This is a genomic window from Leptospira kirschneri serovar Cynopteri str. 3522 CT (genome assembly GCF_000243695.2).
Classification (GTDB): Bacteria; Spirochaetota; Leptospiria; order Leptospirales; family Leptospiraceae; genus Leptospira; species Leptospira kirschneri.
In genome coordinates, this window is sequence record NZ_AHMN02000005.1 from 362203 (window position 1) to 376699 (window position 14497).

The following is a 14497-nucleotide window of genomic DNA, read 5'->3' on the forward strand; positions in this document are numbered from 1 at the left end:
CTGACTACTCATCCTTACAAAAATAAATATCGTAAATTTTAATTACAAGATTCTGTTTGAGTGAAAAATATCTGATTCTCTGCTATAGAATTTCTGAGTAATAACAAAAAGATAAAATTTTCGGCTTCTCATCCCACAAACTTCAATACAAATTCTATTTTCTTTAGCCTCAGGAATTCTTAAAATGTGAGAACTCAGACAAAATCTCATTTGACACCATTGCGGGGAAGAATCTGATTTCAAGTGTGGAAAGAAACCGTCTAGCATTAGCAATCACATTCGTATTGACCACTTTGTCCATATTGATCGGACTTGTGAATATCTCTCTGGCGACTACAACTTCGAAATACTCTCGAACCACGGGAGGAACATTTTTTAGTACGGCTCCTATTGGCGCCGCTCTGATTAAGATAGAAGGCGAGATTCATTCGGGACATTCTACCTTTGAATCGACCGGCTCAGAAAGCATATTACAAAAACTGAGAGATATAGAACAAAATCCGAATATTAAAGGAATCTTAATCGAAATCAATTCTCCCGGTGGAACGGTTGGCGCCTCTCAGGAAGTTTATAACGAATTAATGCGACTTAGAAAAACAAGAAAGATCGTAGTATCCATGAAAGACATGGCGGCATCGGGCGGTTACTACATCGCCTCTGCCGCGGATAAGATATTTGCTTTATCTGGAACGATCACAGGATCGATCGGAGTCATTGCGATGGCACCAAATATCAAAGGACTTTTAGATCGTTATGGAGTCAAAATGAGAACTTATAAAGAAGGAAAGTATAAGGATTCCTTATCCTTATTTCGAGATTCCACTCCTGAAGAAGATGAGATGATTCAAAAAATGTTATCCGATACTTATAACGAATTCATTCAAGACGTAGCAAAAGGAAGAAATCAAACCGTAAAGTCAGTTCAAAATCTTGCGGAAGGAAAAATCTATTCGGGACAAGACGCATTTAGAAATAAACTCGTGGATGAAATCGGCGGAAGAAAAGAGGCCCTGGAAGAATTATCCAGACTCTGCCAATATGATGGAGAAATACCTTTATATGAGGAAGATGAATCTCCATTCGATAGATTGTTTATGATGTTAGGATCTAAGATGAATTCTTTTTCTGGCGAAAGGATCTTCTTTAAAGAATTCAAAAATTCCCCTGTGCTCATAATTCTTCCTCAGGCGATCAGGTAGGATTCTTTTGAAAGAATTATTCAATACAATACTCGGATTATTGGAAGCTTCTATCTACGAACCGATTCGGTTAGAAACAGCACTTGCAAATATTTCCGAAAGAAATCTAAATTTGTATTCTTGGATCGTTTTGATTCCAAGCGCTTTAAGTATTTCCGTTGGTGCAACTTATATTTCCCCTCCTTACACTGGGAATTCCTTAGGGATGATCGGATTATCGTTTCTTGCAAATTTATCTATGATTTCCATTCTTCCCATGATCTTAGGAGCGGTGATTGATTTTCACGCGCAAAAAAAGCAAAGAACGGGTAACGTGCATTTTTCGTACAATCTATGTCGTTTCGGGATGGCGATCTTTGCTTTTTTTACACCGATTGCCATTCTGTTACGTGAAACGGGTATGACTGGAGGAATCGGTTATTTCTTAATTCTATTCTTTCTAATCGGATACTATGTAACAATCCTTTCAAAAGGAATCCAATTTATTTACGATTTAAAAACTACGGATGCGTTTCGTTTTTCCTTAACAGCGGTGTTTTTTTCCGGCGCATTTCCTTTTATATTTTATTTTTATATTTCAGGTTCCATACTACATTTGATTTTATGAATATTTTAATTACAAACGACGACGGTATTGCTTCTTCTGGTATTAAAGCGTTAGAAACGATCCTTCAGAAAGAGCACAATACTTATTTAATCGCCCCTTTGCGGGAAAGATCCGCCACTTCCATGGCCTTGTCGATTTACGATTCTATGAGAGTAGAAAGAATCAACGACAATCATTATATCGTAGACGGTTATCCAGCGGACTGCGTGAATATAGGTTTGCACGGAGAAATTTTTCCGAAAATTGATCTAGTTTTATCCGGAATCAATCGAGGAGTAAACATGGGTCACGACGTTCATTATTCTGGAACCGTCGGAGCGGCCAGGCATGGTGCTATACATAAGAGACTTTCTTTGGCGGTCAGTTCTGGAAATATCACTAAAGATTATGATTATATTAGAGAAGCTGAATTCGTTCGAAAGTTTATCAACGAATACTCTTCCCAGTTAAAAATAGGAATCGTCTATAACATGAATCTTCCATCTGATTTTACATCTTCAGCAGAGAATTTAAGAGTTACAAAGTTAGGCAAACGCACTTACGAAGATACTTACTCCCAAAAAAATATTATCGGAGGAATCTCTGATTTCTACTTAGGTGGTTCAGAACTAGGACATTCCACCGAAGAAGGAACGGATTTTACTGCATTCTTCTCGGGGAAAATTTCCTTAACTCCCTTATCCCTAGATCAAACTGATTTTTCTAACTTAACGGAACTTGCAGATTCCTTAAGTAGGAATATCTCTTAACGTAAATCCGTTGTAAAAAAATCTAGACGAATAAAAAAACTCAATGCTACTTTTTATGGATCGCGTTCAAACTCGGCAAAGCGGTTTAATTGTTTATTGTTCAAAGATAGAAATCGATAACTTTTATAAAACCAATTTTTTATTGAATGACAATTGCAAAACGGTGATTTTATAAAATCCTTAGAGTAAAACTTTTAAAGAAGATAAAAATATAGATCAATCCATTCGGCAACGTTTTGAGATCCATTTAAAATAATTATTGTTAGGTAAAATATAAAATGTCCGACAAGGATAAAAATAAAAAAAAATCTTCCGCTAAAAAAAGAATTCTTCAGGAAATCAATAAGGAAAATTTTCTTTTTGCACTAACTTTAATCGATCGAGAAATTTCTTCTGGAAATGAAGATCCAGAATTATATTACAATTTTGCAATATGTTGCGTAAGAACCGATAATTATAGAAAATGCGTTTCTATTTTAGAAGAACTTCTTGAAAAATTTCCTAGATTCGGCGAGCGAGAAAATTCTATTTTGATGATCGTTTATGCGTTAATTCAAAATAAAGAATATTCAAAGGCGTTAGATAGATGTGAAGAACGTCTCAAGTTTCAAGTGGACGATCTAAAAATTCTTTCTATGAAGGCATTCGCTCTAGAAAAATCTGGTAAGATAGAGGACGCGATAGAAATTCATAAGAGAATTCTTAGATTACGTCCCGATTATAAAAACAGTTTAAATTCTCTGGGTTATTTATTGTTAAATCAAAGGAACCCTAACCCGGAAGAATGGAAGTTGGCCACTGATTGTTTAAAATCCGTTTTAAAAAATGAACCTGATAATCCAGCTTATTTGGATTCTTTCGGTGTTCTTCTTTTCAAAAGTGGTAAAAAAGAAGAAGCCGTTTTAGCTTTTAAAAAAGCTCTCTTAAAATCTCCTACACATCCTGAGATATTATGGCACATTGAAAAAGCGGAAGACTCTACTTGACAGTGCGATTATTTTTTAAAACATGGAGTCGGAAACGGGATGTAGCGCAGGGGTAGCGCATCTGCCTTGGGAGCAGAGGGTCGTAGGTTCAAATCCTATCATCCCGATTGTCCGATCCTCCCAAGACTCGGTAGCTCAGTTGGATAGAGCAACTGCCTTCTAAGCAGTGGGTCGGGGGTTCGAATCCCTCTCGGGTCACCAGGATCAGCAAGAAACGGAGAACGTAGCTCAGTTGGTAGAGCTCCAGTTTGTGGTACTGGCCGTCGCGGGTTCGATTCCCGTCGTTCTCCCCAGTTTTGTAGAAACTCCTACTAAAAAATCTGTCCTAAAAAAATCAGCCAATCGCAAGTTTTTTATAACGTGGTAGTTCCCACATAAAAAAACATCACATCTAAACATTTATAAACTTCTCGGTAGTTATTCATTATCAAATCTTTAAGGTTTTAAATTTAACGTGAGTTTGATGTAAGATTTTTATTTTATGAAATTTAATTTTTCTGTAAAAAAAATGTAGGATCTCTCGCAAACTACAATCTCAAAAAATGGGTGTTTAAAAATTCGTATTAACGTGAGCAGGGCGTAACGCGAAAGGGATGGATGAATGAACTAAAGCACAACGCTTCCTATCATAACCTTACCCACAAGTATTTAGATTTCAATATTAAATCTGTGGGAATTACGACAAATCCTCTGTAAAACTGAGTTCCCACCCTTATTTTTGGGTGGGGGCGGAGGTGGAGAAATTCGGAAGACTTTTCTCTATCAGAAAAACATGCTTTTTGCAAGTAAAAAGACTCATTCTTGTCGGAACACTTGAAAAATGTGCGTTTTTGAGCCTTCTGATTCTAAAATCCTATTCAACTTGTGGGTAAGGTTATGGCTTCCTATGAGGCGCGTTGTAGGTTAAGTTATTGGTATTTTATAAAAATTTAATCTGGTTTGGAATTTCACAATAACTTAACCGGAGCTGAGTTCCCTCACATTGATCCCTTTCGCATTGGATTATGCCGAACTCGCGTTAATCTAATTTTAAAGAAATAACAAACCGGTAATTCTTGCTTTAGTCTTCGCTCAACCAAACGTCCTCTAAACAAAATTCTTTTGAAAAATCAGAATCTTTTGCAATCCAAGTTCCATGAATCGTCCAGATAAACATATCTTGTGGGAACTTCTCACTCATTTCAGGTTTGTAATACAAATCTAAAGGAATTTTAAAATGTTTAGACTCGGAAAAATTCAAAAATTTTTCTCCTATAACCCTGTCCTTAGGCAACCTAAGTTCAGTATCCATATCAATCGATTCACGTAAAATGATACCGAGCTTCAATATTTTTACGGTTTCTTTGCAGCCTACAACATGAAGGGTTTTCCAATTTGAAATTTCAGGTTTTTGATTTTTAAGATGATGTGTTTGTCGCAACTCAACTAAAAAGTCTTCTTTCTGAACCGAATTACGAAGCTTAAACCACATTGTAGAAGGATTTCGATCTAGAAGATTGCGAATTCTGGAACTTCTATTAGAAAGATAAGAATTCGTAAAATCAAAAGCTAAAAATGGAGGTTGAATCGTAAATGCTTCGATTTTATTCTTTGTATTATAAAACAGATAAAGATTCCCCAAAATGATCGTAACCGGAAAAATAAAAACTAAAACTTTTGGTAATAGACTTTTAGGAATCATAAAATCAAAAGTGTGGGAACTACCACAATGGGCAATCAGGATTTTGAACTACGACAAAAGGTAATTAAGTATGAAAATAGGTATTGTAGGTGGAACCGGACTGATCGGCAGAAATCTTACATTTCGTTTATTAGAAATAGGATACTCCGTAAGAATTCTAAGTAGATTCTCTAATATTCCTGAACTTCTTCAAGGTAAAAAAAATTTAGAAGTTATAGGAGAAAGTTTTCCAAGACCAGAAAGTTTAAAACATTTAGATGCAATCATAAATTTAGCCGGATCGCCTATCGCCGGAGTTAGATGGACAAAAAAAGTGAAAGAAGAAATTCGTTCGTCTAGAGTGGATTATACGGAAAGTTTAGTTTCCTCTATCTCTAAAATTGCAGACACTCTACCTAAGGTTTTGATTCAAGGATCTGCGATCGGCTATTATGGTTCTTATGATGATAACACAGAAAATTTTTCAGAACATTCTTCTTATGGTAAAGACTTCCTGGCGTCCTTATGTGTGGATTGGGAAACAGCCGCCGAACCTATTTCAAAACTTGGAATCAGACTCGTTCAAGTTAGAACAGGAGTCGTCTTAAGTCCTCAAGGAGGAGCTTTGAAAAGTATGCTCCCTTCTTTTCGTTTGGGTTTGGGCGGCCCTTTGGGTTCTGGAAATCAAATTCTTAGTTGGATTCACATCGAAGACGCAGTTAACGCGATCATTCATTTATTAGAAAATCCTAATTTTTCCGGACCGTTCAATTTAGTAGCACCGAATTCGGTAAATAATAAAGTTTTTTCGAAAACACTCGCTGGGATTTTAAAACGTCCTGCGGTTTTTAAAGTTCCAGCAACAGTTTTAAAAATTCTTTTTGAAGAAGGTGCAAACGTAATTTTAAAAGGCCAGAAAGTTGCGCCGGAAAAACTACAAAAGTCCGGATTTTCTTTTTTATATCCAGAATTAGAAACTGCGCTTCAGAATCTGCTACGATCAGAGTCTTGATTTTTTAAGACCAATTTTTTGAAATTGTCTCTAAAGACATAAACGATAATCCTTTAGAAGTTTTTAATAAAATGCGGAAGTTACCACAGAAACCTTCGCATCTGGACATTGCGAACTTTCTTGGGGTTCTGTAAGTTTAGTAAACAAAGTTATTTCATAAAAATTTAAAGGGTTCACATCGAAAGAAAATCTCCCAGTGTGAACCCTTTTTGATTTCAATACATAACAGCTCCGAATTCGTTTGAATTCAAAGCAGTCCCCAAATTCCACCCATAAGACTCGATGGAGTTGTAGGATCTTCGTTATCGGTGTAGCTCCATCTACAAAGTGAAAGATACGAACTGCCTCAATAGAGGCCGGCTCCAAACTCATTGGAATTCGCGCCAACCCCACCAATTCCGCCTACCAAACCGGAATCCAAAATGATGCTCGACGCTGCCGCAGGATTGTTGGTAACAGGAGTGGCACCGCCTACAGAATGAAAAACACGAACCGCATTGTTCGTTCCACCAATGATCAGATCTATCAAACCGTCTCCATTAATATCACCGTTGGAAAGAGAACTACTAGGACTTGGAACGCCAGGAGCCCCGGCAAAACTTCCGGAAAATCCTAAACCGGGAACTCCTGCTATAGTCACGCTTGCAGTGTTAGTATCAGCGCTAACAGGTCCAATACCACCTACAGTTGGAGTCATAAATACCTGAACGGCATTTGGATTTACGGAGGTAAGTATTATATCGGCTCTACCGTCAGAATCCAAGTCTTTGACAGTAAGGGACATACCAATCGTTTGTCCGTCGACAATTCCGTTAATAACACGATCCGCTGCACCTACAGTTGTACTCGCTATCCCACCAGTCCCAGCACCTGCAAGAAAAATAGCAACTCTACCCTGTAACGGGCTGAGTGGGAGAGCGATCGCCTGTGAGAAGAGCGGCGCCCCTATGACTACATCACAAAAACCATCTCCATTAATATCGGCAACCGAGACAGAGGCTCCAAATAGAGCTGGTCCGCCCGGAAATCCTACTGTAAGTACAGTATTATTCGTAATTGTATTAGGTGCAGCTGCAGTCAATCCACCGGGAGTAGAACCATAATAGATATAAACCCTACCCCAATCATCTCCAGATCCATTATTGAAACCAGGTGCACCAACTGCAATGTCATCGGAAAATCCTCCACCCGTATTTCCATTCATATTTCCGGTAGAGATGAAATAACCGAATCTATCACCAGTAGCACTTCCAGTTTTAAAGGAACTAGCTCCAGCCCCGGCCCCATTTACGGTTACAGTTGTAATACCGGCTCCTCCGGTAGAATGAAAAACATAAATCCTTCCCGTGGACGTATTATAACCAGGAGCACCGACGATCACATCTGTATATCCGTCTCCGTTGATATCTCCCGTTGCAAGTGCATCACCAAATCGATCTGCATTAAGGTTACCAGTGAGAGTATTGTTTGCAAAACCCGAAAACGAAGCTATCACGCCATTTGTTCCGGAGGAATGGAAAATATAAACTCGACCGACCGGAGCACCGCCCACAACATCAGTCGGAGCGCCTACAATTACGTCTGCAAATCCATCTCCATTAACGTCTCCAGTAGCGACGGTTTTTCCAAATCGGATTGCGGCATTTCCTACAATTGTGCGACTTGCAAAAGGAGCACTTGTAGTTGTAATACCCGCAGTTCCAGATGAATGGAAAATATAGACTAGTCCTTGTCCATATTCCGCAGTTACTAAGTCCGAATAACCGTCCCCGTTAATATCTTTGTTAGTTCCTTTTCTCACAGTAATCATAGCTGATGTAGTAACATTGTTAGAAGTATCAGTAGCCTTTACTTGAATTGTATGTTGAGAGTTTGACCTCCAAGTTGCAGCTCCCGTAGGTAAAGGGTATTTCCAGGAAGTAGTTCCGATTATACCTGCACCTGTAAAACCTCCACCATCGATTGAAATTTCAATACTTGCAATTCCACGTGCGTCAGCCGCAGTTCCGATCACAAACCCAGATTCTATCGTACTATTGGTTCTTAAATTTTGAATTGCAACTGTAGGCGGTGTAACATCCGGAGCTAATCCAGTTGTAAAATTCCAAGTCAAACTAGGGTCAGGAAGAATCGTATTTCCTTGTAGATCTTTTACAGTTGCCAAAGTAACAGCATAATTAGTACCAGCGTTAAAAGGAGTTGGTACAGTAGGAGTAAAAGTTGCAGATGCTCCGGAACAATTCTTTGTTAAAGAAATTCCATTATTGACCGTAAGATTCAACGTAGAACAATTAATCGTTTCATTAAAGGAAACCGTAATATTAGAATTTGTAGATATTCCGGTTGCTCCAGGTAAAGGACTTACTAAAGAAATTTGAGGAGGAGTTACATCCGGTGCCGCTCCTGTTGTAAAACTCCAACTATAAGTCCCGATCAGGTTACCCGATGCGTCCGTTGCAGTAGGAGCAACCGTTACCGTATATGTCGTGTTAAATGCCAAGGGTCCTGTCGGAGCAAAAGTAGCAGTATTTCCGTTACAGTTAATGTTTAAAGGTACTGTAGAAAGTGGAGTAGTAATATCATCATCCATACTGATACTTCCCAAAACTGTTCCACAATTCATCGTTTCATCAAAAGCAATACTTCCACCAGAATTGATAGGTAATCCTGTAGATCCATTTGTAGGAGTTACAAAAGCTACACTCGGTGCGGTCAAGTCCGGTCCAGGTCCAGTTGTAAAATTCCAAGAGAATGGAATAGCTGGGAGATTGGCGCTATCGCGAGCTCCCGCATTAATTTCCACCGTGTATGTTGTATTAAATGCGAAAGGATTAACTGGGTCTGGCGTCCAGGTTGCAGAGGTTCCAAAGCAAGCAACATTTCCAACTAAATACACTCCTGTTGCCTGCTGTTTCAATCTAAAAGAAGCAGCATTTACAGTACCACACGCCATCGGTTCGCTAAAAACTACAGTAGGATTGATATTCACACCTACTCCGGTAGCATTCACAGCAGGAAACGTAAATGTAACAGTAGGTTGTGTTAAGTCTGGCGCAGCTCCCGTAGTAAAAGTCCAAGTACGTGGTGTAATTGGATTGGATGATAAATCTGTAATTCCTGCAGTGAGAATAGCTTTATACGATTTATTGAAGTCCAAACCTGCAGCTGCAACTGGAGTTATAGAAGCAGTTGCACCCGAACAGGTTAGAGTTACACCTACATTATTTCCCGGAACAAGCGTTTCTTCTAGAACAAAATTTCCAGGAACCGAACCACAATGAATCGGTTCATCAAAAGCGACTCCAATAGCAGAATTCACTGATATACCCGTTTCACCAGGACTTGGAGATGCGAATGAAAGTGCAGGAGGAGTGTTATCTGGACCAGCCCCTGTAGTAAAAGTCCAGTTCTGTGGACCTGGAAGCGGATTATTGGCAAGATCCTTCATGGAAGCGGAAACTTCAACGCGATAAGTAGTATTTGGCGTTAAAGGGTTATTCGGACTTAAGGTGGCACTGGAACCCAAACAATTTACACCGGAAAGTTCTACTAGATTTGTAGCATTGTTTTTAAGTATAAGGGAAACATTATCAATAGTAGTACAATCCATTGTTTCCGTAAAAGCCACTTGTACAGATGTTGTATTGGAAATAAGAGCAGCACCAGCGGCAGGTATTCTTAAAGATAAAGCAGGAGCCACTGCATCTATTATAGTAGCCGTAGTAAAATTCCAGGTAAGATCTTCTTTTAAAGAAATTCCTTCCTCAGATTTAATTTCTTTGGAAATTGTTACGCTGTAAGTTGTTGAAGCAGATAAGGCAGAGTTAGGAGTGAGAACAGCAGTATTTTTATCTAAACGTAAAGTCGCTAAGATCGGATCTCCACCTTTTTTAAGAAAAAAAGTAGAAGAAGTGACGCTCGAAGAATCAAAAGCACTATTAAAAGTCGCTTGGATTGAAGTATTTAGAGGAATATCAGATACACCTGAACCTGGAGTGATTTGTGCAATCGCAAAAGAATTTCCTCCTTTTGTACTCAAATCCAAGTAAGCAAAGAAAGGCAGGGAATTTTTACTTCCGTTAATACAATTGATTCCCCAAATGAAAAATAGAACCAATAAAATGGTTTTTATAATTCTCTGCATATCGAACCTCCAACATACTCCGAGCTTTCTATTTATTGCGACGAACGTATATCGGTATAATAGCATATATAATCAGTCTTTATCTCTTTGAGTTATAACATGAACGATAAACTTTGGGATCCAAAGTATCTACTCATTTAGGACTAATGATTCTGTCAAAATCACTAATGTGAACACTTTATTATAAAAAAATGATAATAAGTACATAGGTTTAATTTCATTTAAAAATTCTTTTCCATTTTTCAAAAAGAAAAAAGAAAAGAATTTAGATTATTTTATAACTTGAAAATACAAAACTATATCATCTAAATAAATAGCTTAAATATAAGGCAAATTGAGTAATCGTACAAAGAATTGCTTATGTTAGGCGGATTTATAAGTAAAACAGATTATTTGAATCTATTTTTTCTGTATTTGAATGTTTTATCGGAATTTTTTAATTTCAGAAAAAGTATTTCAATTTTTATATTCAACCTAAATGATGTTAGAGGTAGATTCTAAAATTTATTTTTTATCTATTCTTAAAAGATCTTACATTTTGGGAAATTTCATAAAATGAATTTTTAATTTGATCATAATCTCAAAACGGTAATTTCGAATAGAAGTTAAATCGTTATCTTTTAGTTTTCAAAATTTATTTTTCTACAAAAAATAAAAGTGTATAGAGTAAATTCTCTGTTTTTAAAAATACTTTAAATCAGTATCCCAGGCCTTGTGTCTAAATAAAGGATCTACATCAAATTTATGATATTCTGTCATATACAAGACTTACCCATTTCTATAAAATTAAATACCTAAATGTTTATCCCAAAATGCCGCTTCACATAAGTTCGGTATAATCCAATACGAAAGCGATTCTTTTGTAAGAACTCTCACAAATTCGGATCAATGGAAAAATTCTTGTTGAATCACAGGATGATCTTTTAACAATTCCAATGCTTTTTGGATCAATTGTTTACCGGTTTCAGTTTGATTCCATACGTTAAGTCCAGAAGGATGTGGCAATGGAATCCAGTCTAATTGAACTCCATAAAATTCACGGGAAAAACTCTTACCGACCACGTCTTCAAGTTTGTATTTTCCAAATTCAAACAATTGATCGATCGCAAGTTTACCAATCGGAATCAAAAGTTCCGGTTTATGAAAACGAACTTCAAATTCTAAAAATTGGGAACAGTTCTTTACTTCCACCGAATCCGGTTTACGATCTCCACTTTTTGCTTTGCCGGGAAAACATCTACAAACGGCAGACATATTTACCTTACTTCGAAAATGCTCCTCTTCAATGCCGATTTTTTTAAACCAACCAAAAAGGGTTTTTCCAGCAGTATAGGCAAATGGCCTACCAAATCTTTCTTCGTGAATTCCGGGAGCCTGACCCAAACTAATAATTTTTGAAACGGGAATACATCCATGTACGGGATTCCCTTGCATATTAGGACATTTTCTACAACTCAAGAGACGTTCTATATGATTTGAATATTCTAATTTCCTACTTTTCATTCTAAAGAAAAATCTAATTTAAAAGAATCTTAACCGATTCCGCCAATGAATCCACAACCCGAATAGTGGATTTTAATTTCGTAAGTTCTAAAATTTTTTTTACGTGGGAAGAAGGAGAAAATATTGCCATTCCACCTTTTCCTTTTTCTACAAATTTTGTATGTGTATTTACAAATACGGCCAACCCGGAAGAATCAATATATCTAGTTTTTTCCATATTCACAAAAATGAATATAAATCCTCGATCAATTAAATCGAAAAATTTTTCCTTAAGTGCGTATGCGGAGTAAAGATTGATTTCTCCGCTTATTTTTAAAATTACAGCGTTTTTTGGAAAATTTTCGGGGAGATCTTCTTTTTGTAGGGTTACGTCCAATTCATTGATCGAAAAATCCACTTCTTCGTCTTTGAGGTTAAATGAATCTTCTGATCCCATACCATTTCCCCCAGTTTTCAAATTTCCCTGACCCCGTCAGAGATTTTAAATGAATATAATTTTAGTTCTTTTTGAAATTTATCAAAGTAACGGGTTTTTATTGTTTCAAACAAAATATTTTTCCTACCCACTTTGTCCAGTACCAAAACACAACCTCCAAAACCTCCTCCGATCATTCTTGCTCCCAGGGCTTCTTCCATTCTAAGTTCATGAACTATAAAATCAGTTTCTTTACACGAAACTTCGTAATCTTTAGAAAGTGAAGAATGACATTCAAAAAGTATTTCACCTAATTCTTGTACGTTGCCGTTTTTTAAGTTTTCAATTGTTTTAGAAGTTCTTAATCTTTCTCCGATCACGTGTTTTGCTCGTTTTTTTTCGATTTCACTCAAACCAAAAGAAACATTCTCTAAATCCTCCAGTTCCACCTGATAAAGCGTTTTTACAGATGATTTGTATTTCTTGATTTTTTGAAACGCAGATTCTACTTCCTTTCTGCGTTCGTTGTAAGCACTATCTTTTAGAGAATGTTTTATTTTTGAATCGATCAGATAAAATTCGCAACCTTCTAAGTCCATCTTATGAAAATCGTATTCTAAACTTTCCGTATCAAGAGCGATACAGTATTCTTTCCTCGCGGTAGAAATAATAAACTGATCCATAATTCCACAGTTGACTCCGACAAAGTGGTTCTCTGCTCTTTGGCTTAACAATGCAATCTCTTCTTTGGATAGATTCCAATTATGAATTTCAGAAAGTGCGAATGCTACTACAACTTCAAAAGCGGCAGAAGAAGATAGTCCTGCACCCTGAGGAATATTTCCCCAAACTACTAAATCGAAAAAATCGGAAACGAAATCCAGTTTTCTAAATTCCTCAATGATTCCATAAACGTAATTTACCCAGGTATGCTTGGAATCATAAACGATGAATTCTGCTTCGATTTTTTCTTTGGAAGAAACGGAATAAATTCTGAATTTTCGAGTTTGATTTTTACGGATCGCAATTCGAATTGAAAAATCGATCGCGGCCGGTAGAACAATTCCTCCCGCATAATCCACGTGTTCGCCTATGATATTAATTCTTCCAGGAGCGGTAAAAAATCGAATTTTCTCTTCGTTTGTTGGAAATTCTCTTTTTAGATTTTCTGCCAAGTCTTCCGGATTCATCATTTACTCTTTGATTTAAGATTTGAAACATTGTCAGAAGCTTTGATTCTAGTCAATCTTTCTCTGCGTCTTTCATTATTCAATTTTTATGGTTTGATATACGGAATATTCCGATTTACTAAATTGTGGGAACTGCTACTTTTGATTGAAATTTTAAAAATGGCTTTTAGAGATTATTCTAAAATTTTAATAGAAATTCACTTACAAATTTATCATAAAATGCAGTAGTTCCCACAGATTACGTTTCTTGAACTGACTAATTTTTAAATTAGTTTTCTTTTTTGTTATTCAATTTCTATAGTTTGATATGCGAAATATTCCGATTTACTAAATTGTGGGAACTCCCATTTTTTTTCGCAAAAAGTTTTGTCATTGGGAAAAGAAATCTCTGCGCGCTATCTAACGTTAGAAAACGAGAAAGATTTTTTTAAAAGTATGAGTTCCTACAAATTTTAGAATTTATTCGTAAAATCCTGATTTGTGAGAGTTCCCACATTCAAAAAATCGATCTGCAAAATTCAGATCTTAGCTTTTTCTAGAAAAACAAATCCTAGACCTTACTTCGAATTTATGTTTCTAACGAAGTCCTCCGACAACTTAACAAAATCGAAATCGTTAGGCGAAGGTTTCAATCTTTTTGTAGAGTTAAATATCAAATTACTACTCGGAAGTATAAAGTAGTATCAGAAAATGAATGGACGATTTTACAAAGACGTGGAAATTCTCAAAAATTCTATTACTGATCTCTATAAAATTGAGTACCGTTAATTCTATCACAAAACACTGATTCTATGTAAAATATTAGGTACTTTATTATATAGTTATGAGTAACTTGAAATCGTTGACTTTTTTGTGTGAGATCCCACATTTTAAGTTTTGAAACAGGCTTAAGAATAGTATCATTTTCATAGTGTAAACTAATGTTTATCACAAAGTGCCGTTTCAGGTAAATTCGGCAAAAGCGATTGAAGCGTAGTAAAACTCATACAGAAACCATAATACTAAAGAGTCGTAAATCATACACGGTTTTTG

11 protein-coding genes, 3 tRNA genes and 1 pseudogene are annotated in these 14497 nt (G+C 36.6%); 10 read left to right on the plus strand and 5 right to left on the minus strand.

The features are described 5' to 3' along the window. Positions 1 to 245: 245 nt before the first annotated feature. The 8 genes and pseudogenes from sppA to LEP1GSC049_RS2000000229345 all read left to right on the plus strand — a co-directional run. Complete coding sequence (gene sppA / locus LEP1GSC049_RS218805) at positions 246 to 1199, plus strand: signal peptide peptidase SppA (RefSeq protein ID WP_004754059.1); 954 nt, start codon at positions 246 to 248, stop codon at positions 1197 to 1199. Positions 1200 to 1206: 7 nt separating this feature from the next. Further along, positions 1207 to 1806, plus strand: a complete 600-nt coding sequence (locus tag LEP1GSC049_RS218800; protein WP_004758097.1) for a hypothetical protein — start codon at positions 1207 to 1209, stop codon at positions 1804 to 1806. Continuing rightward, positions 1803 to 2555, plus strand: a complete 753-nt coding sequence (gene surE / locus LEP1GSC049_RS218795; RefSeq protein ID WP_004754323.1) for a 5'/3'-nucleotidase SurE — start codon at positions 1803 to 1805, stop codon at positions 2553 to 2555. Before LEP1GSC049_RS218800 ends, surE begins: the two co-directional genes overlap by 4 nt. A gap of 278 nt (positions 2556 to 2833) precedes the next feature. Beyond that, positions 2834 to 3541: a tetratricopeptide repeat protein gene (locus LEP1GSC049_RS218790; RefSeq protein WP_004763368.1), complete on the plus strand. Its 708-nt coding sequence runs from the start codon at positions 2834 to 2836 to the stop codon at positions 3539 to 3541. Positions 3542 to 3576: 35 nt separating this feature from the next. After that, positions 3577 to 3648 (plus strand) — tRNA-Pro (locus tag LEP1GSC049_RS218785). Positions 3649 to 3665: 17 nt separating this feature from the next. Continuing rightward, positions 3666 to 3742, plus strand: a tRNA-Arg gene (locus LEP1GSC049_RS218780). Between the two features lie 16 nt (positions 3743 to 3758). Beyond that, a tRNA-His gene (locus LEP1GSC049_RS218775) sits at positions 3759 to 3834 on the plus strand. 328 nt (positions 3835 to 4162) lie between these two features. Beyond that, positions 4163 to 4237 (plus strand): annotated as a pseudogene (locus LEP1GSC049_RS2000000229345) (Imm7 family immunity protein); the annotation flags it as partial. A 364-nt stretch (positions 4238 to 4601) separates the two neighbouring features. On the opposite strand, the gene LEP1GSC049_RS218770 reads toward LEP1GSC049_RS2000000229345, so the two are convergent. After that, positions 4602 to 5222 carry a hypothetical protein gene (locus LEP1GSC049_RS218770; RefSeq protein ID WP_004754724.1) on the minus strand — a complete coding sequence of 207 codons (621 nt, stop codon included), beginning with the start codon at positions 5220 to 5222 and terminating at the stop codon, positions 4602 to 4604. A gap of 70 nt (positions 5223 to 5292) precedes the next feature. Between LEP1GSC049_RS218770 and LEP1GSC049_RS218765 the strand changes: the two genes are divergently transcribed. Further along, the gene (locus LEP1GSC049_RS218765; protein WP_016560565.1) at positions 5293 to 6213 is read left to right on the plus strand and encodes a TIGR01777 family oxidoreductase; all 921 of its coding nucleotides are present in this window, start codon (positions 5293 to 5295) and stop codon (positions 6211 to 6213) included. Between the two features lie 346 nt (positions 6214 to 6559). On the opposite strand, the gene LEP1GSC049_RS218760 is transcribed toward LEP1GSC049_RS218765, so the two are convergent. The 4 genes from LEP1GSC049_RS218760 to galK all read right to left on the minus strand — a co-directional run bounded on the left by LEP1GSC049_RS218760 (position 6560) and on the right by galK (position 13465). After that, on the minus strand, positions 6560 to 10357 hold the full coding sequence (locus tag LEP1GSC049_RS218760) for an Ig-like domain-containing protein (RefSeq protein ID WP_016560654.1): 3798 nt from the start codon (positions 10355 to 10357) through the stop codon (positions 6560 to 6562). 885 nt (positions 10358 to 11242) lie between these two features. Continuing rightward, on the minus strand, positions 11243 to 11791 hold the full coding sequence (locus LEP1GSC049_RS218755) for a uracil-DNA glycosylase family protein (RefSeq protein WP_004763377.1): 549 nt from the start codon (positions 11789 to 11791) through the stop codon (positions 11243 to 11245). Between the two features lie 82 nt (positions 11792 to 11873). Next, a complete protein-coding gene (locus LEP1GSC049_RS218750; RefSeq protein WP_016560537.1) occupies positions 11874 to 12296 on the minus strand; it encodes an STAS domain-containing protein in 423 nt (140 codons plus the stop codon). A 17-nt stretch (positions 12297 to 12313) separates the two neighbouring features. Further along, on the minus strand, positions 12314 to 13465 hold the full coding sequence (gene galK, locus LEP1GSC049_RS218745; RefSeq protein WP_004755074.1) for a galactokinase: 1152 nt from the start codon (positions 13463 to 13465) through the stop codon (positions 12314 to 12316). Positions 13466 to 13495: 30 nt separating this feature from the next. On the opposite strand from galK, the gene LEP1GSC049_RS218740 reads away from it, so the two are divergent. Continuing rightward, positions 13496 to 13693, plus strand: a complete 198-nt coding sequence (locus LEP1GSC049_RS218740) for a hypothetical protein (RefSeq protein ID WP_004754162.1) — start codon at positions 13496 to 13498, stop codon at positions 13691 to 13693. Positions 13694 to 14497 lie beyond the last annotated feature (804 nt).